At 58.8% G+C, this 26,732-nt stretch carries 29 protein-coding genes; 21 read left to right on the top strand and 8 right to left on the bottom strand.

Going from position 1 to position 26,732, the window contains the following annotated elements:
• Positions 1-86 precede the first annotated feature (86 nt).
• From AVI_RS16445 to ppa, 4 genes are all read left to right on the top strand, one after another.
• On the top strand, positions 87-1,667 hold the full coding sequence (locus AVI_RS16445) for an alkaline phosphatase D family protein (RefSeq protein WP_015917423.1): 1,581 nt from the start codon (positions 87-89) through the stop codon (positions 1,665-1,667).
• A 159-nt stretch (positions 1,668-1,826) separates the two neighbouring features.
• Positions 1,827-3,656 carry a translational GTPase TypA gene (gene typA, locus AVI_RS16440; protein ID WP_041698252.1) on the top strand — a complete coding sequence of 610 codons (1,830 nt, stop codon included), beginning with the start codon at positions 1,827-1,829 and terminating at the stop codon, positions 3,654-3,656.
• A gap of 247 nt (positions 3,657-3,903) precedes the next feature.
• A complete protein-coding gene (locus AVI_RS16435) occupies positions 3,904-4,410 on the top strand; it encodes a GNAT family N-acetyltransferase (protein WP_015917421.1) in 507 nt (168 codons plus the stop codon).
• Between the two features lie 134 nt (positions 4,411-4,544).
• Positions 4,545-5,078, top strand: a complete 534-nt coding sequence (gene ppa / locus AVI_RS16430) for an inorganic diphosphatase (protein WP_015917420.1) — start codon at positions 4,545-4,547, stop codon at positions 5,076-5,078.
• A 6-nt stretch (positions 5,079-5,084) separates the two neighbouring features.
• Here the strand turns inward: ppa and AVI_RS16425 are convergent, their stop codons facing one another.
• Together AVI_RS16425 and AVI_RS16420 are read right to left on the bottom strand one after the other, a co-directional pair.
• Entirely contained in the window at positions 5,085-5,399 is a 315-nt protein-coding gene (locus tag AVI_RS16425) for a DUF167 domain-containing protein (RefSeq protein WP_015917419.1), read from the bottom strand.
• Positions 5,396-5,686, bottom strand: a complete 291-nt coding sequence (locus AVI_RS16420) for a YggT family protein (protein ID WP_015917418.1) — start codon at positions 5,684-5,686, stop codon at positions 5,396-5,398. The genes AVI_RS16425 and AVI_RS16420 overlap by 4 nt, the downstream gene beginning before the upstream one ends.
• Before the next feature lie 140 nt (positions 5,687-5,826).
• Between AVI_RS16420 and AVI_RS16415 the strand changes: the two genes are divergently transcribed.
• On the top strand, positions 5,827-7,056 hold the full coding sequence (locus AVI_RS16415; RefSeq protein WP_041697197.1) for an MFS transporter: 1,230 nt from the start codon (positions 5,827-5,829) through the stop codon (positions 7,054-7,056).
• Between the two features lie 6 nt (positions 7,057-7,062).
• Here AVI_RS16415 and AVI_RS16410 read toward each other — a convergent pair whose 3' ends face one another.
• From AVI_RS16410 to hemC, 6 genes are all read right to left on the bottom strand, one after another.
• Positions 7,063-7,827 (bottom strand): glutamine amidotransferase, encoded by a 765-nt coding sequence (locus AVI_RS16410; RefSeq protein ID WP_015917416.1) that lies wholly within the window; start codon positions 7,825-7,827, stop codon positions 7,063-7,065.
• The gene (locus AVI_RS16405) at positions 7,820-8,329 is read right to left on the bottom strand and encodes a tellurite resistance TerB family protein (RefSeq protein ID WP_015917415.1); all 510 of its coding nucleotides are present in this window, start codon (positions 8,327-8,329) and stop codon (positions 7,820-7,822) included. The genes AVI_RS16410 and AVI_RS16405 overlap by 8 nt, the downstream gene beginning before the upstream one ends.
• 9 nt (positions 8,330-8,338) lie before the next feature.
• Positions 8,339-9,919, bottom strand: coding sequence for a heme biosynthesis protein HemY (locus tag AVI_RS16400; RefSeq protein ID WP_015917414.1), 1,581 nt, complete (start codon positions 9,917-9,919; stop codon positions 8,339-8,341).
• Between the two features lie 5 nt (positions 9,920-9,924).
• Positions 9,925-11,310: a COG4223 family protein gene (locus AVI_RS16395; protein ID WP_015917413.1), complete on the bottom strand. Its 1,386-nt coding sequence runs from the start codon at positions 11,308-11,310 to the stop codon at positions 9,925-9,927.
• 94 nt (positions 11,311-11,404) lie between these two features.
• Positions 11,405-12,121, bottom strand: coding sequence for a uroporphyrinogen-III synthase (locus AVI_RS16390; protein WP_015917412.1), 717 nt, complete (start codon positions 12,119-12,121; stop codon positions 11,405-11,407).
• A gap of 4 nt (positions 12,122-12,125) precedes the next feature.
• Positions 12,126-13,055: a hydroxymethylbilane synthase gene (hemC, locus tag AVI_RS16385; RefSeq protein WP_015917411.1), complete on the bottom strand. Its 930-nt coding sequence runs from the start codon at positions 13,053-13,055 to the stop codon at positions 12,126-12,128.
• Between the two features lie 85 nt (positions 13,056-13,140).
• Here hemC and tsaD point away from each other — a divergent pair, with 85 nt between their 5' ends.
• From tsaD to sucD, 16 genes are all read left to right on the top strand, one after another.
• Positions 13,141-14,238 carry a tRNA (adenosine(37)-N6)-threonylcarbamoyltransferase complex transferase subunit TsaD gene (tsaD, locus tag AVI_RS16380; RefSeq protein ID WP_015917410.1) on the top strand — a complete coding sequence of 366 codons (1,098 nt, stop codon included), beginning with the start codon at positions 13,141-13,143 and terminating at the stop codon, positions 14,236-14,238.
• On the top strand, positions 14,235-15,224 hold the full coding sequence (locus AVI_RS16375) for an NAD(P)H-dependent glycerol-3-phosphate dehydrogenase (protein ID WP_015917409.1): 990 nt from the start codon (positions 14,235-14,237) through the stop codon (positions 15,222-15,224). The genes tsaD and AVI_RS16375 overlap by 4 nt, the downstream gene beginning before the upstream one ends.
• Before the next feature lie 18 nt (positions 15,225-15,242).
• Positions 15,243-15,536: a YciI-like protein gene (locus AVI_RS16370; RefSeq protein WP_015917408.1), complete on the top strand. Its 294-nt coding sequence runs from the start codon at positions 15,243-15,245 to the stop codon at positions 15,534-15,536.
• A 5-nt stretch (positions 15,537-15,541) separates the two neighbouring features.
• Positions 15,542-15,973 (top strand): EVE domain-containing protein, encoded by a 432-nt coding sequence (locus tag AVI_RS16365; protein ID WP_015917407.1) that lies wholly within the window; start codon positions 15,542-15,544, stop codon positions 15,971-15,973.
• 11 nt (positions 15,974-15,984) lie between these two features.
• Entirely contained in the window at positions 15,985-16,629 is a 645-nt protein-coding gene (locus AVI_RS16360; protein ID WP_041698247.1) for a class I SAM-dependent methyltransferase, read from the top strand.
• Between the two features lie 119 nt (positions 16,630-16,748).
• Entirely contained in the window at positions 16,749-17,159 is a 411-nt protein-coding gene (locus AVI_RS31170; protein WP_156598865.1) for a hypothetical protein, read from the top strand.
• 138 nt (positions 17,160-17,297) lie between these two features.
• A complete protein-coding gene (gene sdhC, locus AVI_RS16350) occupies positions 17,298-17,690 on the top strand; it encodes a succinate dehydrogenase, cytochrome b556 subunit (RefSeq protein WP_015917404.1) in 393 nt (130 codons plus the stop codon).
• 12 nt (positions 17,691-17,702) lie between these two features.
• Positions 17,703-18,083: a succinate dehydrogenase, hydrophobic membrane anchor protein gene (sdhD, locus tag AVI_RS16345; RefSeq protein WP_015917403.1), complete on the top strand. Its 381-nt coding sequence runs from the start codon at positions 17,703-17,705 to the stop codon at positions 18,081-18,083.
• Positions 18,084-18,089: 6 nt separating this feature from the next.
• Positions 18,090-19,946 (top strand): succinate dehydrogenase flavoprotein subunit, encoded by a 1,857-nt coding sequence (gene sdhA / locus AVI_RS16340; RefSeq protein ID WP_015917402.1) that lies wholly within the window; start codon positions 18,090-18,092, stop codon positions 19,944-19,946.
• Positions 19,947-19,961: 15 nt separating this feature from the next.
• Positions 19,962-20,741, top strand: coding sequence for a succinate dehydrogenase iron-sulfur subunit (locus AVI_RS16335; protein ID WP_015917401.1), 780 nt, complete (start codon positions 19,962-19,964; stop codon positions 20,739-20,741).
• 390 nt (positions 20,742-21,131) lie between these two features.
• Complete coding sequence (locus AVI_RS16330; RefSeq protein ID WP_015917400.1) at positions 21,132-21,644, top strand: protease inhibitor Inh/omp19 family protein; 513 nt, start codon at positions 21,132-21,134, stop codon at positions 21,642-21,644.
• A gap of 83 nt (positions 21,645-21,727) precedes the next feature.
• Positions 21,728-22,891 carry a cell division protein ZapE gene (gene zapE / locus AVI_RS16325; RefSeq protein WP_015917399.1) on the top strand — a complete coding sequence of 388 codons (1,164 nt, stop codon included), beginning with the start codon at positions 21,728-21,730 and terminating at the stop codon, positions 22,889-22,891.
• Between the two features lie 179 nt (positions 22,892-23,070).
• Positions 23,071-24,033, top strand: a complete 963-nt coding sequence (gene mdh / locus AVI_RS16320; protein ID WP_015917398.1) for a malate dehydrogenase — start codon at positions 23,071-23,073, stop codon at positions 24,031-24,033.
• A gap of 123 nt (positions 24,034-24,156) precedes the next feature.
• Positions 24,157-25,353, top strand: a complete 1,197-nt coding sequence (gene sucC / locus AVI_RS16315) for an ADP-forming succinate--CoA ligase subunit beta (RefSeq protein WP_015917397.1) — start codon at positions 24,157-24,159, stop codon at positions 25,351-25,353.
• A 4-nt stretch (positions 25,354-25,357) separates the two neighbouring features.
• Positions 25,358-25,738 (top strand): hypothetical protein, encoded by a 381-nt coding sequence (locus AVI_RS16310; RefSeq protein WP_015917396.1) that lies wholly within the window; start codon positions 25,358-25,360, stop codon positions 25,736-25,738.
• Positions 25,738-26,640, top strand: a complete 903-nt coding sequence (gene sucD / locus AVI_RS16305) for a succinate--CoA ligase subunit alpha (RefSeq protein WP_015917395.1) — start codon at positions 25,738-25,740, stop codon at positions 26,638-26,640. The genes AVI_RS16310 and sucD overlap by 1 nt, the downstream gene beginning before the upstream one ends.
• Positions 26,641-26,732 lie beyond the last annotated feature (92 nt).

Raw genomic sequence — 26,732 nt, 5'->3', positions numbered from 1 at the left:
GCGCGGTTAAGCGCCTGACATGTCTCTCTGTTTGGCTCCGACGTCGGTTCTATGCAACCGGCGTCGTTTTTCCAAGGAGAGGTTTGATGTCCACATCCTTCAAGGCGCTGAGCCGCCGTTCGTTTCTGCTCGGCACCAGTGCTGCCGGGCTTGCTGCCGGGTCCGGTCTGGCGCTCCCGTTTTATGCCCGGGCGGCGGACCGCCCCGTTTTCACCCACGGTGTCCAATCCGGCGATGTCGATCTGAATTCCGGGATGATCTGGACGCGGGTAGACCGCCCTTCGCGGATCATGATGGAATATTCCACCACCGAAAGCTTTGCCAATCCGGTGCGGTTGCCTGCCCTCAATGCGCTGCCGGATAGTGACTATGCGGTGAAGCGGCTTTTGGCGGACCTCCCGTCCGATCAGGAGATTTTCTATCGGTTCACGGCGGCTGATCTTTCCCATATCAACAGTGTCTCGGAACCGATCATCGGCCGGTTCCGCACAGCGCCCGCTTCCCGGCGTGATGTCCGCTTCGTCTGGTCGGGTGACACGGTGGGCCAGGGCTGGGGCATCGATGAAACCGGCATGAAGACCTATGCCACGATGGCCAAGCATCAGCCGGATTTCTTTCTGCATTCCGGCGACACCATCTATGCCGATGGTCCCCTCAAGGAAGAGGTCGATCTGAAGGACGGCACCAAATGGAAAAATGTCGTGGTCACCGATGAAAAGCGCAAGGTGGCAGAAACGCTGGACGAATATCGCGGCCAGTGGAAATACAATATGATGGACAAGAACGTGCTGGAGCTGTCGGCTATTTGTCCGACCCATTACCAGTGGGACGATCACGAAGTTCTGAACAACTGGTCCTCAGGCAAGGATTTGACAGCCGACAGCCGCTATAGCGAAAAATCCATCGCTCTTCTGTCGGCGCGTGCCGCCCGTGCCTTCCATGAAATGACGCCGATCCGCTACACGCCTGCCGAGCCGGGCCGGGTTTATCGCAAGATTTCCCACGGTCCGCTGGTCGATGTGTTTTTCCTCGATATGCGTAGCTATCGTGGTTCCAATCACGACGGCATGGAAACGGTCCAGACGCCGGAATCGCGCATCCTCGGGGCCGAGCAAGTGGCCTGGCTGAAGCGGGAGCTGACCAATTCCAAGGCAACCTGGAAAATCATCGCCGCCGACATGCCTTTGGGCCTGATCGTCTGGGACGACTTTCTCAACAAGAAAGGCACGGAAGCCGTGGCCCAGGGCCATAATGGCGAGCCGCGTGGCCGTGAGCTGGAAATTGCCGAACTGCTGCGGCATATGAAGATGACAGGCATCCGCAACACCGTCTGGCTGACAGCGGATGTGCATTATACCGCTGCCCATTACTACAATCCTGACAAGGCGGCTTTCCAGGATTTTGACCCGTTCTGGGAGTTTGTCTCCGGTCCTCTGCATGCAGGCACGTTCGGGCCCAGTGATCTGGACATGACCTTCGGGCCGGAGCTGAAATTCGTCAAGGCACCGACGGCGGAGCAGGGCCAGAACCTGCCGCCGTCAGCAGGGCTTCAGTTCTTCGGCATCGTCGATGTCGATGGCGTGAGCGAACAGCTCAGCGTGCGGCTGATGGACCGGGACGATAATGAGCTTTACAAGGTCGTGCTCGATCCGGTGCGCAGCGCCTGATTCTGCGGTGAAAATGCGGCAGAGCGTCATCAAGACGCTTTGCCTCTTTCGCAAATGCAAAAAACAGGGTATGAGCGCCCCAAAGTAACAGGCGCGGTCTTTGGTTTCATCAACGGCACCGGCATGGACTTCGCGCCAGAGCCATCAGAGATCCTAATCATGAAGATTCGCAATATCGCGATCATCGCGCACGTTGACCATGGGAAAACTACCCTCGTTGACGAACTTCTGAAACAGTCCGGTTCGTTCCGCGAAAACCAGCGCGTTGCAGAGCGCGTCATGGACAGCAACGATCTGGAAAAAGAGCGCGGCATCACCATTCTCGCCAAGGCAACCTCGGTTGAATGGAAGGGCGTTCGCGTCAACATCGTCGATACCCCCGGCCACGCCGACTTCGGCGGCGAAGTCGAGCGTATCCTGTCGATGGTGGACGGCGCTATCGTTCTCGTCGACTCCTCGGAAGGCCCGATGCCGCAGACCAAATTCGTGGTCGGCAAGGCGCTTAAGGTTGGTCTTCGTCCAATCGTTGCGATCAACAAGATTGACCGTCCCGATGGCCGCCATGAAGAAGTCATCAACGAAGTCTTCGACCTGTTCGCCAGCCTCGACGCCACCGACGAGCAGCTCGACTTCCCGATCCTCTACGGTTCCGGTCGTGATGGCTGGATGAATATCGCCCCTGAAGGCCCGAAGGATCAGGGCCTCGCCCCGTTGCTGGACCTGGTTTTGCAGCACGTTCCTGAGCCGAGCGTTGGCGACGAAGACGGTGCGTTCCGCATGATCGGCACGCTGCTGGAAGCCAACCCCTTCCTCGGCCGCGTCATCACCGGTCGTATCCATTCCGGCTCGATCAAGCCGAACCAGTCGGTCAAGGTTCTGAGCCAGGACGGCAAGATCATCGAAACCGGTCGTATTTCCAAGATCCTCGCGTTCCGTGGTATCGAGCGCACCGCGATTGATGAAGCCCATGCCGGTGACATCGTGGCGATTGCCGGTCTGTCCAAGGGTACGGTTGCCGATACATTCTGCGATCCGTCCGTGACCGAAGCGCTGGAAGCCCAGCCGATCGATCCGCCGACCGTCACCATGTCCTTCCTCGTCAACGACAGCCCGCTGGCTGGCACCGAAGGTGACAAGGTCACGAGCCGCGTTATCCGTGACCGTCTGTTCAAGGAAGCCGAAGGCAATGTTGCCCTGAAGATTGAAGAATCGGAAGGCAAGGATTCGTTCTTCGTGTCTGGCCGTGGCGAATTGCAGCTGGCCGTTCTGATCGAAACCATGCGTCGTGAAGGCTTCGAACTGGCTGTGTCACGTCCGCGCGTCGTGATGCACAAGGACGAGAACGGCACCCTGATGGAGCCGATCGAAGAAGTCGTCATCGACGTCGATGAAGAGCATTCCGGCGTTGTCGTGCAGAAAATGTCCGAGCGTAAGGCTGAAATGACCGAGCTGCGGCCTTCCGGCGGCAATCGCGTTCGTCTGGTGTTCTATGCGCCCACCCGTGGCCTGATCGGCTACCAGTCGGAACTGCTGACGGATACCCGTGGTACGGCGATCATGAACCGCCTGTTCCACAACTACCAGCCGTTCAAGGGTGAAATCTCCGGCCGTAACAATGGCGTTCTGTTGTCCAACCAGTCCGGTGAAGCCGTGGCCTACGCCATGTTCAACCTTGAAGATCGCGGCCCGATGATTATCGAGCCAGGCGAAAAGGTTTATGCAGGCATGATCGTCGGCATTCACTCGCGCGACAACGATCTGGAAGTCAACGTTCTCAAGGGCAAGCAGCTGACCAACATCCGCTCTGCCGGCAAGGACGAAGCCGTCAAGCTGACCCCGCCGATCCGCATGACGCTGGATCGCGCGCTGTCCTGGATTCAGGACGACGAGCTGATGGAAGTGACGCCGAAGTCGATCCGTCTGCGCAAGTTCTACCTGGACGCCAACGACCGCAAGCGCTTCGGCAAGGCCCGCGTCGCCCAGGCTTAATTGCCACTTCTGCTCTTTCATTTCTGAGAGATCATCAACCCCGGCCTGTTGGCCGGGGTTTTTTTGTGCATAGACCTTCAAGATGATTTTGATCATTGGAATTTTGCAAGGACCACTCTTGCTTGATTGTTTAAGAAAGCGTTAATCTGAGCCGTGGTTGTGGGGCAAGCACGAGGAGGGGGCGGACTTGCCAGCGGGAATGATCCCGCACTGATTGTCATTACCCCAGTCGGATGAGAGTGACGTTATGAAGACGTTATCGATTGATGTACGTCCGGCTGCGCCGGATGATGGGAGAGCGCTTTCCGAGGCGCATCGGGAAGCCTGGCAGTCCACCTATAGCGGTCTTATCCCGCATCAGGCTTTGATCCGGATGATGGAACGCCGTGGCGAGACATGGTGGCGCAAGGCCACCAATGGACCGGCGACAGTGCTGGTGGTGGATATCGGCGGGGTGATTGCCGGATATGCGACGCTCGGCCTCAACCGGGCCAGGGGCCTTCCTTATGATGGCGAGATCTACGAGATCTATATGCGGCCGGCATACCAGGGCGTTGGCCTGGGTTTCACGCTGTTTACCGAATGCCGCCGCCTGCTCAAATCACTTGGTTGCCGGGGACTGGTGGTCTGGTGCCTGGAGGACTGTGCGGGCGCCGTCAATTTCTTCCGCTCGAATGGCGGCACGGACAGCGTGGAGGGCATGGAGGATTTCGACGCTGTCAGTTTGAAAAAGCTAGGCTTTGTCTGGGCCTGATCGGCTCTGGTGCGCAGGCCCGCAATGTTTACCTTGATTGCGTCCTTTATTGGGGCCGCCTGTCGCAAATGGTTGCTTTGGTTTAAGAAACCCTTTACGACACCCGGGATTTCAACCATCCCATGGGGTTAGACATGCGTATTGATGCGATTGCGATCGGCAAGAATCCGCCGGAAGATATCAACGTCATCGTTGAGGTGCCGGTCGGTGGCCAGCCGATCAAGTATGAGATGGACAAGGAAGCCGGTACGCTGATTGTTGACCGCTTTCTCTATACGCCGATGCATTATCCGGGCAATTACGGTTTCGTGCCGCATACGCTGTGCCTGGATGGCGACCCGCTGGACGTGTTGATCTGCAATACCCGTCCGCTGGTGCCCGGCTGCGTCATCAATGTCCGCCCAATCGGCGTGATGATGATGGAAGATGATGGCGGCATGGACGAAAAGATCCTGGCCGTTCCGGTTCCCAAGCTGACCCGTCGTTATGACAAGGTGCAGAATTATACCGACCTGCCGGAAATCACGCTGGCTCAGATCAAGCACTTCTTCGAGCATTACAAGGATCTGGAGCCCGGCAAATGGGTGAAGATCGGCGATTGGGGCGATGTCAATGTGGCCAAGAAGCTGATTGTCGAATCGATTGAGCGCGCCAAGAAAGAAGCGTGATTTGCCTCATTCGGCAGTGATCGTTTCCAGCCTACCAATCAAATCCTCCGGGTCGCCATCGATCCGGAGGATTTTTTGTCTGGCGGCATCTCCTGATATCAGGCTGACGGCGGATTTAGCCACGCCGAGGCGCTTGGCCAGAAGGGCGATCAATGCCTTGTTGGCACGCCCCTTTTCCGGCACGTCGCTGACCCGCACTTTCAAGTGGGCTTCGCCATTCGCATTGACGTCTACGCCATCAATGCCGTCACGTCCGCCATTCGGCGTCAGCCGGACGGCAAGGCGAATGTGATCATCGAAACGCCGATAGCAATGGCTCACAGCAGCATGGGGGCAATCGTGTTCCACATCAGTGAGCGGATGAAGAAGATGATCAGCAGCAGGATGATCGGCGAAATGTCGATGCCGCCAAGATTGGGCATGATACGGCGGATGGGGCGTAGCGCCGGTTCCGTGACGTTGAACAGAAACAGGCCGATCTGGTTGACGAATCGGTTGCTGGAATTGATCACGTTGAAAGCGTAGAGCCAGGAAAAAATCGCGCTGGCGATCAGGATCCAGGTATAAAGATTGAGGGCGAGATCAATCGTCTGCAGCAGGGCAAGCATGTCTGTCTCCATTTGTCAGTTGACAGACATGTAGACATTGAGGCCGAAACGGGCAAGTGTCGCCTTGCCAGCTATCGCCATTCATGTTTAACGCAAGTTGCGCAGAGAATGCCGGACCCATCCGGCCAGGAAAATAGCTGATGTCCATTTCCCAGTCCGAAGATCGTTTCGCCGCCTTTCGCCATTCCGCCTATACGAAATTCTTCTTCGCACGCTTCCTGGCCGCTTTTGCCATGCAGATCGTCAGCGTGGCGGTGGGTTGGCAGATGTATGAGGTCACTGGCAATGCGCTCTATCTCGGGCTGATCGGGCTGGTGCAGTTTCTTCCAGCGCTATTGCTGGTGCTTGTGACGGGGACGGTCGCGGACCATTTCAATCGACGGATGATCGTCGCAATTTGTTTGGGTGTGAGCGCGGCCTGTGTCGCCCTGTTGTTGGTTATGACGATCAACAGCGCTTTTGCGCCCCTTCCCGTTTTGATCATTATGACGATTTTTGGCATTGAGCGGGCTTTTATGGGCCCCGCAGTGCAATCCCTGGCGGCCAATATGGTGCCTGAAAAGGACCTCGCCAATTCCTTTGCTTGGAATGCATCTTCCTGGCAGATAGCGTCCATCCTGGGGCCGGTCGCAGGCGGTTTGCTTTATGGGTTTGGGGCGAATGTTGCTTATGGCGTGTCACTTGCGTTCATGGCAGCAGGTCTGGTGTTTATTATATTGGTGCCAAAGTCTGCGAAAAAAACATCCAATGAGCCAAAGACCCTGACGTATCTGCTGGCTGGATTTAAGTTCATCCGCCATGAGAAAGTGGTTTTGGGGGCAATTTCACTGGATCTTTTCGCAGTCCTGTTGGGCGGTGCGCTGGCGCTGATGCCGATCTATGCATCTGACATCCTGACCATGGGACCTCTCGGGCTTGGAATTTTGCGCTCTGCTCCCGGTATCGGTGGGATCTTGATGGCAACTTTCCTTGCGACCTTTCCTATTCGCCACAAGGCTGGACTGCTGATGTTCGTCGGGGTGGCAATTTTCGGCATTGCAACGATTGTTTTCGGTGTTTCCAAAGTCTGGTGGATTTCAGCCATCGCCCTCGCTGTGCTTGGTGCGGGCGACATGATCTCGGTCTATGTGCGCGAAACGCTGCTGGCGCTTTGGACGCCGGATCAGGTGCGTGGCCGGGTCAATGCCGTCAATTCGGTGTTCATCGGTGCCTCCAACGAGCTGGGGGAGTTCCGGGCCGGGACCATGGCGCATCTGATCGGACCGGTGGTTATCGGCGGCGTCGGAACGCTGGCCGTCTCGATCATCTGGGCGCTGACCTTTCCGAAACTGCGCACCATCGACACGCTGGAAGCCCCGGACAAGACCTGATTGCGATCAGGCTGGCTGTTTATCGGTGTTTTGACGCAGGTTGGCAGCCTGGTGTTCCTCGGCAAAGACCAGATCGAGAAAATCCGATAGCCAGGCTTTGAGCGGGGCATCGAACAGCATGCGTCCTTCCAGATGGTCGCGGCCAGCCTGGGCATTGGGCATGGAAAAGCGTGAGGCACCATGCACCACCCAGCGCTGCATCATCGCACGGGTCAGTTCTGCGTGAAATTGGATGCCGAAGGCCTTTTCGCCGTAGCGGATCGCCTGATTGGGGTAGATATCGCCGGTGGCCAGCAGCGTTGCGCCATGCGGCAGGTCGAACCCTTCGCGGTGAAAATGATAGACCATTTTCGGCCATTTCATCAGCAAGCGGCCATGGGTGGTTGGCTGGATCGGATACCAGCCGATCTCGACCAGTTCCCGGTCATGACCCCTGACCTTGGCGCCCAGATGCCGGGCCAGCATTTGCGCACCGAGACAAATGCCGAGATAGGGCCGATTCTCCTTGAGCGGCACGGATAGCCAGTCGATCTCGTCATGCACGAAACGATCGGGATCATTGGCACTCATCGGCCCGCCAAACACAACGGCACCGCTGTGACCGCTCAGCGTGTCGGGCAGGGGATCGCCAAGGGCCGGGCGACGGATGTCGAGGGGGAAGCCTTTTTCCACCAGCAATTGGCCGACACGACCGGCGCTTGATCGCTCCTGATGCAGGACGACCAGGACAGGGCGGTGCGCAGGCCGTATTCGTGTCGGATCATCAAGCATCCGCATCTCCGGCGACTGCTTCATCTCCGGCCTGGCCATCCGTATTTTGTCCGGCCCGCTCCGCCGCCTTTTGTCTGGCGAGAATCCGATCCCGGTCCGAGACGCCAAGCAGGTCGGCGACCCGCCAGAGGATGTGATCTTCCATCTCGTTGCGCATGCCATCGGCATACACGATGTCCCAGAGCACGCTGACCAGTTCCAGCCTCTGGTTTTCATCAAGACGGCGCTTCAATTCAGAGGTGAAGCGGTAATAGTCCACCGCTTCGCTTTCCGCCTGCTGGCCAGCCTCCAGCAAGGCGTCGATTTTGCTGCGATCCAGATCGTAATGGTCCTTGATGCTCTTTTTCAGGCTCTTCCGTTCGGCGGCGCTAATGGTTCCGTCAGCTTCCATCACCTGGAAACACAGGGCGACGATCAGCACCCTCGTGTCGTTGCCGTCGAATTCATTGTCCTGTTCGCCAGCGATAAAGCTTTGGAAAAAAGTATTGAGGCGCTCCAGCATGAATGGTCCTTAAAACAGATTGAGCCGGGTTTTCTCGTCCGAACTGCGGCTGGCGTCGCGCACGCCCGGGTCGTCCGGTGCGCCGCCGAAGAACGGCTCCGGTTCGTGGCTTTTCGGCGTAGGCTTTGGCGATGCGGTCGGCTGGCTGGATGAGGGAGCCAAGGCCTCAGGTTGTTCCGGCAGCGTGTCGATCTTGCGTGCCGGAATGGAGGATGCGGGTTTTTCGCCCTGTCCAAGCGGCGGCAATTCGGCCAAGGCGGCAGCACCGCTGATCACTGTGCCGTCTTCGACCGGTCCAGAGAGCTGGGCGTAGGGGATCTTCCATTCGAAGGCGTCGAGCCTGCCGCTGACGGGCGAATAGGGCAGCCATTTTTCCGAGACCTGGCCATCGGCCACCCAGGAGGGATCGCGGGGGGCTTTGAGAGCCTGCGCCATCCAGTAGCGGATGCGGGCCTGGTCGCCGGTTTCGGCATCCTCGATATCGGCCAGCAGCAGGAAAACCCGTTCGCTCGCCTGCATCCGGGCTGCCGCTTCGGCCTTGGCGCGTGCCTTGGTGAAGTCCCGCGCCTCAAGCGCCATTTCCGCAACCACCAGCAGCGAGTAGACATTGTTGGGCTTGACCTGTTCCAGCCGCTCGGCCCGCTTCAAGCGGTCAACCGCGCCGTCACCACCCCGTGCCCGCACATACAGGCTTGCGATGTCTGGATGGGGAGCAAGCTTCCAGGCGGTTTCCAGCACCGAGCCCGCCTTGCGCAGATTATCCTCCCGCAGCAGGGCGCGGGCGGCGGTTACGGAGGCCGGGACGAGATCCTTGGCGAGTTTCAGCGCATTCATGGCATTGTCGCGGGCCGCTGCCGGATCGCCGTCCAGCTGGTCCATGGCTTTTGCGGTCAGCAGCACGGCTTTCAGCCGGTCGGCTTCCGCCCGGGCAAGGACGCCTGCGACGCGCTGTTGATCCAGAAGATGAATGGCCTCGTTCCAGGCACTGGTCTGGCAGCGATATTCCAAGGCGGCCTTGGCAGCCCAGGGTAGATAAGGCGCATCCTCGGCGGCCTTTTCGGCATATTGCCGCGCAGCCTCGTGGGCACCCAGCCGCGTTGCCTCCACATAGAGACCGCGCAGGCCAAGCTCACGGGTTTCGGGATCGGCGACCATCTGCTCGTAGATCCGCCGTGCATCGTCATGCTTGCCCTCGATCAGGGCGGCCTGCGCCTCCAGCACCATGATCAGCGGTTCCTGATCGGCACGCACCAGGCCACGGGCGCGGGCGCTCATCCGCCGGGCCAGCGCGGCATTGCCAGCGCCTGCGGCAATCAGGCCGGTCGAGATCGCCTGATAGCCTCTGTCACGCTTGCGGGCGCGGAAATAGCGGCGCATCGAATGCGGTGAGGTCCAGAGCGTGCGCACCAGCCACCAGCCGATCATCACCACCGCAACGATGGCAACGATCATGGTGGCCGCCGCTGTCAGGCTCATTTCGATCAGCTGGCCCTGCCAGACAATCTGCAACTCACCCGGACGATCAGCAAGCCAGGAAAAACCGAAGCCAAGCGCCAGGACGATCAGGATATAGACGATGATACGGATCATGATGCTTATCCTTGCCGTCCGGCGACGGCACGGGCCAGCGCGTCGGAAACCTGGTTTTCAACGGTAATACGGGCGTCAAGCGCCTTCTTGAACTCGGCAGAGACGTTGCGTCCTGCCTCCGGCAGGCTGTCCCATTCGGCTGCCGCACCCTTCAGGTCGCCATTACGGATCTTGTCTTCAATACGGGCGACGATGGCCGAGGCGCTGTCACCTTCGACATTGCCAACTGGCCGGACCTTGACGACAGACATGGCGCTGGCCCAGAGACGCTCGCCGATATTGGCGCTTTCCGCTGGAGCGTTGATGGTCGAGAGAATCTTGTCAGCAACCGGTCCGAATTGCCGTTGCAGCTCGATACGGGACGTGACACCCGTGGTCGCATAAGGCTCCAGAGCGGCAATGGCGGTGTCTTCCGGTGCGATGCTGCCCAGCGTGCGCAACTCGGCCAGGAACGGCCCGCCCCGGTCAGCGGCGGTCTTCAAAGCCGAGGCGGCAATGGCGCGGGCGACTTCGATGTCGTCACGCGGCTTGTTGATCTTGGTTTCAATGGCGCTCACCTTGTCGGAAACTTCCGTCTGGTTTTCGGTGAGCTTTTCCACCCGACCGGCAAGATCCGATTTCAGCTGGTCGATTGCCTGGTTGGCGCTGGCAAGCTTTGCCTGCAATTCGCTGACGGCGGCAGGGTCCACGGCGGTTTGCTGCTGGCCTGCTTCCAGCTGTGACAGCCGATTTTCGAGACCGGAAAGATCTGCTGGGACTGCACCATTGGCGCTGCCTGCCTTGAGGCTCTCGACCTCGGCGGCAAGGGTGGCGACCTGTTTACTGACCGCACTGTCGTCCTTTGCTGAACCGGTGGAGGGGATCACGCCAGCATATTGCAGGGCGCCCGCGCCGACCAACGCAATCAATCCGCCAACAATGCCTGCGGCCACGAAACCTGACATGGTGGGAGAGGAGGCGCGTGGGGGTGGCGCGGATGCCTCGCCCTCAGCGGATGCTTCCATCAGCGGTGGTTCCGGCTCGTCCGGCGGGGGTGGCGAAAAGGCCGAGGTCTCACCGCCAAAATGGGCGTCCTCAGGTTTGCCCGGCCAGACCTTTGCTCCGTCGGCGTTGATATCCTCCCGCCTCAGGTCCTCGGCCTGCGAGATCGGCGCGCTTTCCGGCTCTGCCACGGGATCGACAGGATTTTCCTTGGGTTGGTCTACCTTGTCCAGCGATTGCTCGTGATCGGGCGATTGCGTGTGATCCGAGCTGACGGCCTGTTCCTCCGGTTTGTCACCCGGCACCAGCGGTTTGCCGATTTCAGGCGCTTGAACGGGCGTTGCCGTCAGGTCGATGGTCACCGGCTCTTCGGTCGTTTTGGAACGGCGTGGGGGTTTTCCGGAAACCATGGCAACCTCGTTTTCAATGGGTGTGGAATGAAATTAGTCAGGGATCGTCTGGAAGGAAAGGGGCTTGCCCGCATTTGCCGCATGCCTTGTGGTTTTACAGGAGAGAAAGCAGATCGTCCTCACGAGGCTGAGGGGCAATGGATACCCTGTTCCTGAACGGTTTTGCCACGTTTTCGGCAATGTCGGCGCTTAGGCAGAAAATGTGTGCGGATGCGAAAAGACCGGCGGCTTTACCGGAAAGAGGCAGGGCAAAAAACCGTCTGGCGGTCTCGGCTGAATATAGCAGCACAGCGTCCACCGCCTTTTGCTCGAGCCGGGCACAGATGTCGCCCTCATGATAAGTCAGTCCCTGCATAGTATAGGAGTCCACAACGCGAAAGGTAATGGAGGACTGGCGCAGCCCGTGTTCCAGGCTCTGCTTGCGGGGCTGCCCGGCCAGATAAAGCAGGGGATTTGCCCAGGCGATTGGGGCGGCGGCAATCTGTTCAGCCAAGGCGGCGCCATCGCCTCGGGCGCTCAGAACCTTGCGAAAACCAAGCGCTCGTGCGGTGCTGGCGCTCGCCTTACCCACGGCAAACAGCGGGGTTTCGAAATGGCCCCGAAGCGCCTCGCGATGAGATGCGAGGCTTCTGATCGCCTCGCTGCTGGTGACTGCCAGGGCTGCATGCGGTTGGGAGAGGGCAGAAAGTGTATCATCGACGTGGTGTATGGCGTGGGCCAGCGGCAGAACCACGGGTTCGTGACCCAGGGCGCGGAGACGGTCTGCCGTTTTGCGGCTTGCGGTCTCGGTCCGGGTCAGCAGAACGCGCATGGTGTCAGGTCCATCCCTCGAAAAAGCCGGGTCCGGCCTTGTCTCTTACCTTTTCGCCCGCCGACCAGCCGAGCGCAAGGCCATCGGCACAGCGGCCCTCGGCCTCGACCGAATGCGAGACCTGCCCGTCCGGCGTCAGGATCGTCCCGGTTAGACGGATCATTTCGCCATCCGATATCGCATAGCCGGCAATCGGCGTGCGGCAGGAACCGTCGAGCGCGGCCAGAAAGGCACGCTCACAGGAAACCGCGTCAAAAGTCGGGCGATGATTGATCGGAGCCAGAAGATCCTGGATGCGCCGGTCATCGACCCGTGCCTCAATGCAGATCGCCCCTTGGGCCGGTGCCGGCGGAAAGCTTTCGAGGTCTAGATATTGGGTAATCACGGTTTCCTTGTCCAGCCGCTTCAGACCGGCCACGGCCAGCAGCGTGGCATCGACCTCGCCTGCGGCCAGCTTGCGAAGCCGGGTCTCCACCGCGCCGCGATAGGTAATGACCTGGAGGTCAGGCCGAAGCCTGCGAATCAGCGCTTGACGCCGGAGCGAGGCCGAGCCGATGACCGCGCCCTCGGCAAGCTCCAGCAGTTTCGGTGCCGTGCGGCCAATAAAGGCATCGCGCATGTCTTCCCGTGGCAGATAGGCGGAAATCTCCAACCCGTCGGGAAGGGCGGTTGGCATGTCCTTGGAGGAATGCACGGCGAAATCCAGCCCGCCGGACAGCAATTGCTGTTCCAGCTCCAGGGTGAACAGGCCCTTGCCGCCGATTTCCGCCAAAGACCGGTCGGTAATGCGGTCGCCGGTGGTCGAGAGGACGACGATCTCGAACATATCAGGCGAAAGGCCGTGGGCCGTCGCCAGACGCTCGCGGGTTTCATGGGCCTGGGCCAGTGCTAAAGGGCTGCCGCGTGTGCCGATGCGGAAAGGTTTCGTTTGCATCCGAAGTCATCCATTGTTACCGGAGGTTCTCGTAACCATGTTTGCTCTTCCTCGCAATCAATCAAATCGACGCAACTCAGCCTCCATGACAGGTCCTTTGAAGATTCTCGGCATCGAAACCAGCTGCGATGAAACCGCAGCCGCTATCGTTCTGCGCCATGATGATGGGCGCGGCGAAATCGTGTCCGATGTGGTGTTGAGCCAGCTGGACGAACACAGCGTCTATGGCGGCGTCGTGCCGGAAATCGCCGCCCGCGCCCATGTCGAGGCGCTGGATACGCTGGTGGAAGAGGCCCTGGCCAAGGCCGATACCCGGCTTTGCGATATCGATGCCGTGGCGGCCACCGCCGGTCCCGGCCTGATCGGCGGGTTGATCGTCGGGTTGATGACCGGCAAGGCGATTGCCCGGGCGGCGGGAAAGCCGCTTTTTGCTATCAACCATCTGGAAGGCCATGCGCTGACGGCGCGGCTGACGGACAATGTTGCCTTTCCCTATCTGATGCTGCTGGTTTCAGGTGGTCATACCCAATTGGTTCTGGTGCGCGGCGTCGGCGATTACCAGCGCTGGGGCACCACCATCGACGATGCGCTCGGAGAGGCGTTTGACAAGACCGCCAAGCTGCTCGGCCTTCCCTATCCGGGTGGCCCGGCGGTGGAGCGCGCCGCCCTTCATGGCAACGAAAAACGCTTCAATTTTCCGCGACCGCTGGTGGGCGAGGCGCGGCTGGATTTTTCCTTTTCTGGATTGAAGACCGCGGTGCGGCAGGCGGCACAGGCGGCAGCGCCGGTTAGCCAAGCGGATATCGCCGATATCTGCGCCTCTTTCCAGCGCGCCATCGCCCGCACCATGGACGACCGGATCGGCCGGGGGCTGGAGCGGTTCAATACGGAATATCCGGGCCTTGAGGCCAAGCCAGCCCTGGTGGTGGCTGGCGGCGTCGCCGCCAATCAGGCGCTGCGTGCTGCCTTGCAGACGCTTTGCGACCGGCATGGGTTTCGCTTTATCGCGCCACCGCATCATCTTTGCACCGACAATGCGGCAATGATCGCCTGGGCCGGGCTAGAGCGGCTGGCCCATGGCTTTCCGGCTGATGACCTGTCGGTCTCGCCACGCGCCCGCTGGCCGCTGGACGCCAATGCGGCGACCCTGCTTGGCTCCGGCAAGCGAGGCGCAAAAGCATGAGTGGACAGCATCACATTGCGGTCATCGGTGCCGGAGCCTTCGGCACGGCGCTGGCGGCTGTCATGGCGCTGGAAGGCCGGTCCAAAGTGACCTTGCTGGGCCGTGATCCGTCCTTGATGGCCGATCTCAGGACCGATGGCATGCATGATGCGGCTCTGCCGGGTGTCGCCTTGCCTTTCGGGTTGGAATTCGCCTTCGAGCCGGATGTGCTGGCCGATGCCGATATCGTGTTGTTTGCCATGCCCTCGCAGGCGCAGGCCGATGCCGCATCGACCTATGGTCCCTATCTTTCCGCCGACGCTATGGTCGTGACCTGCGCCAAGGGCATCGACCGGGCAAGCTCCCGGCTGCTGACCGAGCTTTTGGAAGAAAAATTGCCGCATCATCCCGTCGCGGTTCTGTCAGGACCAGGCTTTGCCATGGATATCGCCCGAGGCCTGCCGACGGCGATGGCACTGGCGGCTGACAATCTTGACATGGCCGAGGAACTCGCCCGCACGCTGTCCACCCGGACATTCCGGCTTTATGCCGCCGACGACCGGATTGGTGTGCAATTGGGCGGAGCGTTGAAGAATGTGCTGGCGATAGCCTGCGGCATTGTCGAGGGCCGGGGATTGGGCGAATCAGCCCGTGCGGCGTTGATTGCGCGTGGCCTTGCGGAAATGTCGCGGCTGGTCGTCGCCATGGGTGGCAAGGCGGATACGGTGCGCGGCCTGTCGGGCCTTGGCGATCTGGTGTTGACGGCCACCAGCCATCAATCCCGCAACCTGCGCTATGGTATTTCCCTTGCCAAGGGCGAGCAAAGCCAGCTTGGCAGCGGTGGTTTGGTCGAGGGTGCCTTTGCGGCTGCCGTCGCGGCCCGCCTTGCTGAACACCACGCTATCGCCATGCCGATTACCCAGGCCATTGCCGCCATCATCGATGGTGTGCTGGATATCGACCGGGCGGTTGATGCGCTGATGACCCGCCCCATTACCACGGAATAATTTTTGAGGAGACGAGCCATGCTGTTTGCCGTGATCTGCGCCGATAAACCCAACCATCTTGATCTTCGAATGGCGACCCGCCCTCCGCATGTGGAGTGGCTGAACGGCTTGAATGCCGACGGGGTGTTGAAAATCGGCGGGCCTTTCCTGGATGCCGATGGCAAGCCCTGCGGTTCGATGCTGCTGATCAAGGCCGATGACCTCGCCGCCGCTAAGGCGATCGCTGCTGAGGACCCCTATGCCAAGGCCGGACTGTTCGAAAGCGTCGAGATCAAGCCCTATAACTGGGTCTTCAACAATCCTGAGGCATGAGACGCATGGCTTTCTGGCTTTACAAATCCGAGCCTTTCAAGTGGTCCTGGGCCATGCAGAAGGATGCGGGCGAGGCGGGTACCGAATGGACCGGGGTGCGCAACTATCTGGCCCGCAACAATATGCGGGCGATGCAGGTAGGCGACAAAGGCCTGTTCTACCACTCCAACGAGGGGTTGGAAGTGGTCGGCATCACAGAGGTTTGCGCGCTCTCCCATCCTGATTCGACCGCTGAGGGCGATGCTCGTTGGGACTGCGTCGATATCCGCGCCGTGCGGGATATGCCAAAACCGGTGACCCTGAAGGACGTCAAGGCCAATCCGAAACTGGCGCAGATGGCGCTGGTGACGTCGATGCGGCTTTCGGTGCAGCCGGTGACCGAGGAGGAATATTTCGAGATCTGCCGGATGGGCGGGCTTGAAAACCCGCCGGTGTGAGCGTTTCCCCTGTGAAGATCGATCCCCGGCGCTTCATTCTCGACAATACCGATCTGATCGCTCCGCCGCATGTGCCGGAAATCCGGCTGCATCTGGCCAGTGAAGTTCATGATCTCTGGCTGAAAACCGAGGACGATCTGGCGGAAATCGGCCTGCCGCCGCCGTTCTGGGCCTTTGCCTGGGCCGGCGGCCAGGGCTTGGCGCGTCATATCCTCGACAATCCGCAGCTTGTGGCGGGCAAGCGTGTGGTGGATTTCGCCAGTGGTTCCGGTCTCGTTGCCATCGCCGCCGCCAAGGCTGGTGCTGTTTCGGTGCTGTGCGTGGACATCGATCCTTTCGTACAGGCGGCAATTGCCCTCAATGCGGCTGAAAACGGGGTGGAACTCGGCTTTTGGGGCAAGGATCTGATCGGTCAGACACTGGATGCCGACCTGCTCCTGGCTGGCGACGTTTTTTACGACAAGAGCTTTGCCGACCGACTGGTACCCTGGTTTTCAACGCTGTGCGGCGAGGGTACCGATATTCTGATCGGTGATCCCGGGCGAAGCTATTGTCCGATTGATCGGATGCGGGCCTTGGCGACCTATCAGGTCCCGGTCACGCGGATGCTTGAAGACAGCGAGGTGAAGAAAACCACCGTCTGGAAGTTTTGCTGATGGGTCCGCATCGGTCAGGGGCGTATGATGCAAACACCTGCTTCATATGTGCAGGGCGAGGTTTCCAGCTGCGCTTTGACGTCGATGATCTTGGCCTTTGGAGCCAGAGGGGCGGAGTTTTGGCCATTCCTATCGGTGCGCCAGGCAGAAACACCGAAAGTATAAGTGCCACCGGGGGTGCCGATCCCGATGATCGATCCCGCCGCAGAACCGGTATGCGACCTTCTCTGCTGGCCATGGTAAGCGGAACCATCATTTGTGCCGCCCGCATAGGCGGCCTGGGCCAGCAAACATCCGCAGGCCAGGGCCAGGGCGGCTGCTTTGATACGGGTGATTTTACCAGTGGCAGGCAAGGTTTTTTCTCCGGTCCCCATCAAAACGTGGTTAATAAGAGATTAATTCGAACCATGGGAAAATCAAGTCATTCCAGCTATCTGGTCGATTTTCTTAAGAACTGCTGTTTATTGTCGCGCCGTACGTCTTTGGTTGGAGAGGCGCATGATCAGGGACTTGCCAATCGATTAAATTGAAAGCCAGTTTCAAATCCGCCTTGTCCTGCATCAATCGGAGGATTAAAGGTCCAATTTGACGCACTGCACTCCATCAAGGAGCGCCCTATATCCCTTCCATTCCAAAGGTGGAATGCACTTGAACGCCGTGAGGACGAGATGGCGAACGTGACAAAACAACGGCCTTTGTCGCCGCATCTGCAAATCTACAAGCTTGTTCCGACAATGTTGATGTCCATCGTGCATCGCATTACCGGCGGAGCCTTGTATTTTGGGACCGCGCTGGTTGCTTGGTGGCTGATCGCCGCCTCGACGGGAGCGGATTATTACGATTGGGTCTCCTGGTTCATGGGGACGTTCATCGGCAAGATCATTCTGTTCGGCTTCAGCTGGGCGCTGATCCACCACATGCTGGGTGGCATGCGCCATTTCGCATGGGACTTGGGCTATGGTCTGGAGAAACACTTCAACACCAAGCTCGCCAAGGCGACAGCCGTTGCATCCGTCGTCCTGACCGTTCTGGTCTGGGTCGTCGCGTTCATCATCCGCTGAGGGATTTTAATCATGGATATGCGTACACCGCTCGGTAAAGTTCGCGGTCTCGGCTCCGCAAAGGACGGCACGGAACATTTCTGGCGCCAGCGCCTGACGGCCATCGCCAACGTGCCGCTCATGCTGTTCTTCATCATTTTCATGCTGACCCATGCCGGCGCACCCTATGCCGATGTCGTGTCCGCTTTGTCGAACCCTCTCGTGGCGGTTATCATGGGACTGGTCGTGCTTTCCGGCCTGATCCACATGAAGATCGGCATGCAGGAAATCATCGCCGACTATATTCATAACGAAGTTATGAAGATGGGGCTGATGATGCTCAACACATTTTTCGTGGTCATCACGGGTGCGCTCTGTCTTTTCGCCATCCTCAAGATCGCGTTTGTAGGATAATTCATCATGGCAGCGACAAGTTCTTCTTCCAAGGCCGGCCCAACCATCAATGGCCGCAGTTATACCTATGTCGATCACGCTTATGACGTGGTCGTTGTCGGCGCCGGTGGCGCTGGCCTGCGCGCCACGCTCGGCATGGCCGAGCAGGGTTTCAAGACCGCCTGTATCACCAAGGTTTTCCCGACCCGCTCCCACACGGTTGCAGCCCAAGGCGGCATTGCCGCTTCGCTCAACAACATGACGCCAGACTGCTGGCAGTGGCATCTTTACGATACCGTCAAAGGCTCGGACTGGCTGGGTGACGTGGACGCCATGCAATATCTGGCCATGGAAGCGCCAAAGGCTGTCTATGAGCTGGAACATTACGGCGTGCCCTTCTCGCGTAACGAAGAAGGCAAAATCTATCAGCGTCCGTTCGGCGGCCATATGCAGAATTACGGCGAAGGCCCGCCGGTACAGCGCACTTGTGCTGCCGCCGACCGGACCGGCCACGCCATTCTGCATACGCTTTACGGTCAATCCCTGAAGCATAATGCCGAATTCTTCATCGAATATTTCGCCCTCGACCTGATCATGGCCGAGGATGGCCGTTGCACCGGCGTCGTGGCCTGGAACCTCGATGACGGCACGATCCATCGCTTCTCCGCCAAGATGGTGGTGCTGGCGACCGGCGGTTACGGCCGCGCCTATTTCTCGGCAACGTCGGCTCATACCTGCACCGGTGATGGCGGCGGCATGATTGCCCGCGCCGGTCTGCCGCTTCAGGACATGGAATTCGTTCAGTTCCACCCGACCGGTATTTACGGTGCTGGCTGTCTGATCACCGAAGGCGCGCGCGGCGAAGGCGGCTATCTGGTCAATTCCGAGGGTGAGCGTTTCATGGAACGCTATGCCCCATCGGCCAAGGATCTTGCCTCGCGTGACGTGGTTTCGCGCTGCATGACTTTGGAAATCCGCGAGGGCCGCGGCGTTGGCAAGAACAAGGACCATATCTACCTGCATCTCGACCATCTCGATCCCGCCGTTCTGCATGAGCGCCTGCCGGGCATTTCCGAGAGCGCCAAGATTTTTGCCGGCGTCGATGTGACCCGCGAACCGATCCCGGTTCTGCCGACCGTTCACTACAATATGGGTGGCATTCCGACCAATTACTGGGGCGAAGTGCTGAACGCCGATGCTGAAAACCCCGAGCGGATCGCACCCGGCCTGATGGCTGTCGGTGAAGCCGGTTGCGCTTCGGTGCATGGGGCCAATCGTCTTGGCTCCAACTCACTGATCGACCTCGTGGTGTTTGGCCGTGCTGCGGCCATCCGTGCCGCCGAGGTCATCGACCGGGTCTCGCCAATTCCGGCGCTGAACGTCGCTGCCTGTGATAAGATCATGGAACGGTTTGACGCCATCCGCCATTCCAGCGGCTCGACGCCAACAGCCGTGCTGCGTGACAAGATGCAGCGCGCCATGCAGGAAGATGCTGCGGTGTTCCGCACCCAGGAAGCCCTGGAAAGTGGTTGCCGTCGGATCTCGGAAATCTGGAAGGAAATGCCCGACATCAAGGTCACGGACCGGTCGCTGGTGTGGAATTCCGATCTGGTGGAAACGCTGGAACTGCACAATCTGATGGCCAATGCCATTACCACGGTTTATGGCGCAGAAGCCCGCAAGGAAAGCCGTGGTTCGCATGCCCGCGAGGATTTTGTTGACGGCCCTTATGGTGGTCGCGACGACGTCAACTGGCGCAAGCACACACTGGCCTGGGTCAATGAAGCCGGCGATGTGAAGCTGGATTACCGTCCTGTACACACCGAGCTTCTGGCTGATGGGATCGATCCCAAGAAGATCGAGCCCAAGGCCCGCGTTTATTGATGTGAGGATATCGACATGGTTGAACTGACGCTTCCCAAGAATTCTCAGATCAAGCCGGGCAAGGTCTGGCCAAAGCCTTCAGGTGCCAAGAACCTGCGGGAATACCAGATCTATCGCTGGAGCCCCGATGACGACAAAAATCCAAGCCTCGACACCTATTATGTCGATATGGACGATTGCGGTCCGATGGTTCTCGACGGTCTTCTCTATATCAAGAACAAGATCGATCCGACGCTGACGTTCCGCCGGTCCTGTCGTGAGGGCATTTGCGGCTCCTGCGCGATGAATATCGATGGCACCAACACGCTGGCCTGCACCAAGGGTACCGACGAGGTGAAGGGGACCGTGAAGGTCTATCCTCTGCCGCATATGCCTGTGGTCAAGGATCTGGTTCCCGACCTGACAAACTTCTATGCCCAGCACCGCTCTATCGAGCCCTGGCTGAAAACGGTGTCTCCGACGCCGGTTAAGGAATGGAAGCAGAGCCATGACGACCGGCAGAAGCTGGACGGCCTTTATGAGTGCATTCTCTGCGCTTGCTGCTCGACGTCTTGCCCGAGCTATTGGTGGAATGGCGACCGCTATCTCGGCCCAGCCGTGCTGCTGCAAGCCTATCGCTGGTTGATCGACAGCCGTGACGAGGCCAAGGGCGAGCGACTGGATAATCTGGAAGATCCCTTCCGGCTCTATCGCTGCCATACGATCATGAATTGCGCGCAAGTCTGTCCAAAGGGCCTCAATCCGGCCAAGGCGATTGCCGAAATCAAGAAAATGATGGTCGAGCGCCGCGTTTGACGCAGGTTGCCCGACGTGGTCAAGCCCAAGGCGAAGATGCTCAGGCATCCTCGCCTTGAAGGCATTCCAAATATCTCAAATGCATTGCTTGCTTGAGATATTTGCAAAAGAGACAGGATGATCCATCTTCAATGTCTCATCATGTGAGTGGCGCGGGCGGGCTGCTGTCGCGGTTGCGACAGTCTCTGGCGGTGCTATTGGCTGCATCTCACGCGGTTTTGTAATGAAAATATCGATCTTCTGGACGCAAACCCGCTATTTGCTTGCCGTTGAAGAGGCTTCTGCCTTGATTTCAAACCAGCTTTGGCGCTAGTTTCCGGGCGTTTGGTGCAAGATAGCTGCCGCTGAAAGGCGAAAGCTGACGATGATGAAGCAACCGGGAGTGTTAGGATGAAACTGAAATTTGCGGCGACGGGTTTGATGGTCGTGCTTTCTCTTGCCGGGTGTCAGCGTACGTCAAGCGATTACGGTTCCTCGTCACTGCCGCCTTTGCAGGCGCAACCGGTGCCTCAGGTTCAATCGGGGCAATTGCCGCCTCCAGGTGCGAGCCAGTTTCCGGTCGCTCCCACGTCTAACCAGAGCGCTGCCTTGACACCGAATGCGCCGCCGCCGGGTAGCTCTCTCGATTTCACCAAGGAACAGATGGTTGGCAATTGGCGTGTGGCCAATGGCCAATCCAGCTGCGACATGTTCCTGACCCTCACCAATCTGGGTGGTGGATCGCGCGGCGGTACACGCGGTTGCGTCGGCCCGCTGACGACGATGGGCGCCTGGGACGTCGCCAACAAGCAGTTGATGCTGAAGGATCGCGACGGCAATGTGATCGGCACTCTCTACAAGACAGCAGACAATCGCTTCAACGGCTCCACCAGCGCTGGCCAGCCTGTCAGCCTCAGCCGGTAAAAGGGTGGGCTGAGCCACCCTTCATTCTGATTTCTGCCCTTTGATGCAATAGGGGCGGGCCTATATCCTCCGCGGAGTTCGACATGCAGCCTGTGCCCGATTATGCCCTCAGCGTCAGCGAGGATTTGAAGGCGCGGACCCTGTCGGGGGAGCTGATGGCCGACCCCGCCCAGATGGCGGTCGCAGCCCGGCTTGATCGAGTCCTGCTTCAATTGAAAGAACGCAAGCCAGCGAAAAAGTCCTCGGCGCTTGGCTGGATCTTCGCACGGCATCGCGCGCCCCAAACCAAAATCATGGGGCTTTATGTGCATGGCAGCGTCGGGCGTGGCAAAACCATGCTGATGGACCTGTTCTTTCGCATGGCGCCCGTGGAAAAGAAGCGGCGCGCGCATTTTCACGAATTCATGGCCGATGTGCATAATCGCATTCACATCCATCGGCAGAAACTCAAAAATGGCGAGACAAAACAGGCCGACCCCGTGCCGCCGGTTGCGGAGCAACTGGCTGCTGAAGCCGGGCTTTTGTGCTTCGATGAATTCACCGTTACCGATATCGCCGATGCGATGATCCTGTCGCGGTTGTTTACCGAACTTTTCGCCCGTGGCTGCATTCTGGTGGCGACCTCTAACGTTGAGCCGGACAATCTCTATCCGGATGGGCTGAATCGGGGTCTGTTTGTGCCGTTCATCGGCTTGCTCAAACAATATGTCGAGATCCTCTCGCTCGATTCGCCGACCGATTACCGGCTGGAAAAGGCCGATCAGCTTCCGATCTATCTTTCTCCGGCCGATGCTGTAGCGGATCGGGAAATGGACCGCGCCTGGAAAATGATGACCGCAGGCCGTCTTGAAAAGCCGCTGGATATCGAGATGAAAGGCAGGCTTTTGCCGGTGAGGCGAGCCGTTGGAAAAATGGCGCGCTTCACGTTTGCCGAGCTTTGCGAGCAGCCGCTGGGTGCCTCCGATTACCTGGCGCTTGCCGACCGCTTTCACACTATTTTCATCGACCATATTCCTTATCTTGGACCTGAAAAACGCAATCAGACGAAGCGCTTCATCATCCTGATCGACGCGCTTTACGACCATCATGTCCGGGTGCATGCTAGCGCAGCCGCTGAGCCCGAAGCCTTGTTGACGGCGAGAAAAGGAACCGAAGGGTTCGAATTCGACCGGACAGCATCGCGGCTGTTTGAGATGCGTAGCCGTGAATATCTCGAAGCGCATGCAGCCCGCATTGCTGAAATGTGAAGAATTGATGACTTAATATCTTACCTTTACGTAAGAATTTTATAGTCTAAACGATTGAAAAATATGCTCTCATAAATATCGGTTGCGCTTTTTTCCAGGTCGCGCTATGCGAATGGCCCAAAGGCCGGTCACTCTATTGGAGGGCCGACTTGGTTTTGGATCTAAAAGGAAGCACTTCAATGGCGCGCAACAAGATCGCACTTATTGGTTCTGGAATGATCGGTGGTACGCTGGCCCATCTGGCCGGCTTGAAGGAACTGGGCGACATCGTCCTGTTCGATATTGCCGATGGCGTACCGCAGGGTAAGGGTCTCGACATTGCGCAGTCGTCGCCCGTTGAAGGCTTCAATGCCAAGCTGACCGGTTCGAGCGACTACGCCGCCATCGAAGGTGCGGATGTCTGCATCGTCACCGCTGGTGTGCCGCGCAAGCCCGGCATGAGCCGCGACGACCTGCTCGGCATCAACCTCAAGGTCATGGAACAGGTTGGCGCTGGCATCAAGAAATATGCCCCCAACGCCTTCGTGATCTGCATCACCAATCCGCTCGATGCCATGGTCTGGGCGTTGCAGAAGTTCTCCGGCCTTCCGGCCAACAAGGTTGTCGGCATGGCCGGCGTTCTCGACAGCTCGCGTTTCCGCCTGTTCCTGGCTGAGGAATTCAACGTTTCGGTTCAGGATGTCACGGCTTTCGTGCTTGGCGGCCATGGCGACACGATGGTGCCGCTGGCTCGTTACTCCACGGTTGGCGGTATCCCGCTGACCGATCTGGTCAAGATGGGCTGGGTCACCGCTGAACGCCTGGAAGAGATCATTCAGCGCACCCGTGATGGCGGCGCCGAAATCGTCGGCCTGTTGAAGACCGGTTCGGCCTTCTATGCGCCAGCCGCTTCGGCGATCGAAATGGCTGAATCCTACCTCAAGGACAAGAAGCGCGTTCTGCCTTGCGCTGCACACCTGACCGGTCAGTACGGCGTCAAGGACATGTATGTTGGCGTACCCACGGTGATCGGTGCTGGCGGCGTCGAACGCGTCATCGAGATCGAACTGAACAAGGACGAGGAAGCGGCTTTCCAGAAGTCGGTCGGCGCTGTCGCCGGTCTCTGCGAAGCCTGCATCAATATTGCTCCGGCTCTTAAGTAATCGCCTTTGGCGGCTGCGCCTTCATCTGCGGATGATGGCGCAGCCGCGCATGGTTTTAACGCAGTTCTAAGCCGGGCGGCATGACCGCTGGTTCTGGAATTGCTCCGAACACAGGACCAGACGATGAATATTCATGAATATCAGGCCAAGGCTCTGCTGAAGAGCTTTGGCGCACCGGTTGCCGAAGGTGTGGCAATCTTTTCCGCCGATGAAGCCGAGGCGGCCGCAAAGCAGCTTCCTGGCCCGCTTTATGTCGTCAAGAGCCAGATCCACGCTGGTGGTCGCGGCAAGGGCAAGTTTAAGGAACTCGGCCCGGATGCCAAGGGCGGCGTTCGCCTGGCGTTCTCGATCGATGAAGTGAAGTCGCATGTTGCTGAAATGCTCGGCAACACGCTGGTGACCAACCAGACCGGCCCCGCTGGCAAGCAGGTGAACCGCCTGTATATTGAAGACGGTGCTGATATCGAGCGCGAACTTTATCTGTCGCTGCTCGTCGACCGCGCTGTTGGTCAGGTTGCTTTCGTGGTCTCCACCGAAGGCGGCATGGACATTGAAACGGTTGCTCACGACACCCCGGAAAAGATCATCAGCGTTGCGATTGATCCAGAAGCTGGTGTAACGGCTGCCAATCTCGAAGCCCTGACTGCGGCTTTGCTGCTCGAAGGCGAAGCCAAGGCTGACGCTGAAAAGCTGTTCCCAATCCTGTACAAAGCCTTTGTCGAAAAGGACATGGCGCTTCTGGAAGTGAACCCGCTGATCGTCATGAAGAACGGTCGTATGCGCGTTCTCGATGCCAAGATGTCCTTCGACGGCAACGCCCTGTTCCGCCACGAAGATGTGGTGGCTCTGCGCGACAAGACCGAAGAAGACGCCAAGGAAATTGAAGCCTCCAAGTACGATCTGGCTTATGTCGCGCTCGATGGCAATATCGGCTGCATGGTCAATGGCGCAGGTCTTGCCATGGCAACCATGGACATCATCAAGCTCTACGGTGCTGAGCCGGCAAACTTCCTCGACGTTGGTGGCGGCGCGACCAAGGAAAAGGTAACGGCAGCCTTCAAGATCATCACTGCCGATCCGGCTGTGAAGGGCATTCTGGTCAACATCTTCGGCGGTATCATGAAGTGTGACGTGATTGCCGAAGGCGTTCTGGCTGCCGTCAAGGACGTCGGCCTCACCGTTCCACTCGTTGTTCGCCTCGAAGGCACCAATGTCGAGCTGGGCAAGAAAATCATCAACGAATCCGGTCTCAACGTCATTTCGGCGGATGATCTGGACGATGCTGCGCAGAAGATCGTCGCAGCCGTGAAGGCAGCGTGATCTGATGGCCGATACATCCAAGACCGTGAAGCGTCAGCCTTTTGGCCCGAATGAGACAGATATCAATCTGTGCTACTTCGTCTGCTTCGACAGCGAGCTTCCAACCGATGGCGACGTCGCCGAACGTTGGGTGCATTTCAACGATAATGACGATGCGCTCGCCTATTTCGCTGACAAGTCCAAGGACGCGAGCCTCTTTGTCTGGAAGGGCGAGCTTGCTATTGCCAAGGGCGACGGCCAGTTCGATTGGTTCTTTACCCAATGGTCCAAGAGCCTTGAGAAGCAGCTGACGCAGAAGCCAGCCAAGGGCATGGGCTATCGCTTTTCCAATGACGCCTTTGAGGCATTTGAACCCCTCGAATTCGAGGAAGAGGAAGCCGAGTAATGTCGATTCTGATCAATAAAGACACCAAGGTTCTCGTACAGGGCCTGACCGGCAAGACCGGCACTTTCCATACCGAGCAGGCGCTTGCCTATTACGGCACCAAGATGGTCGGCGGTATTCACCCGGCCAAGGGCGGTAGCAACTGGACCGGCTCCAAGGGTGAAACCCTGCCGATCTTTGCGTCTGTTGCCGAAGGCAAGGACGTCACTGGCGCCAATGCATCGGTGATCTACGTTCCGCCAGCCGGTGCTGCTGCGGCGATCATCGAAGCCATCGAAGCTGAAATTCCGCTGATCGTCTGCATCACGGAAGGCATTCCGGTCGCCGACATGGTCAAGGTCAAGGCGCGCCTCGACAAGTCCAAGTCGCGCCTGATTGGCCCGAACTGCCCAGGCGTGATGACGCCGGAAGAATGCAAGATCGGCATTATGCCGGGCTCGATTTTCCGCAAGGGGTCTGTTGGCGTGTTGTCGCGTTCCGGCACTTTGACGTACGAAGCAGTGTTCCAGACCTCGAATGAAGGCCTCGGCCAGACCTCGGCTGTGGGCATCGGCGGCGACCCGGTCAAGGGCACCGAGTTCATCGACATCCTGGAAATGTACCTCGCTGACGAAGCCACCAAGTCGATCATCATGATCGGTGAAATCGGTGGTTCGGCTGAAGAAGAAGCCGCACAGTTCCTCAAGGACGAAGCCAAGAAGGGCCGCAAGAAGCCGATGGTTGGCTTCATCGCCGGTCGTACGGCTCCTCCCGGTCGCACCATGGGTCACGCAGGCGCTGTGATCTCCGGCGGCAAGGGCGGCGCGGAAGACAAGATCGAAGCCATGGAATCGGCGGGCATACGGGTTTCGCCCTCGCCAGCCCGCCTTGGCAAGACGCTGGTTGAAGTTCTCAAGGGCTGAGACCACATAGAGATGAGCGGGCAGACGTCTTTATGGCGTCTGCCCGTGCAGGCATTTCAAGTCCAGTCGAGCGCAAGCCTTGACTGGCAGAT

It is taken from the genome of Allorhizobium ampelinum S4 (assembly GCF_000016285.1).
GTDB lineage: Bacteria > Pseudomonadota > Alphaproteobacteria > Rhizobiales > Rhizobiaceae > Allorhizobium > Allorhizobium ampelinum.
Note: the sequence above shows the minus strand (reverse complement) of the source record. Positions and strands in the feature narration are given on the sequence as shown.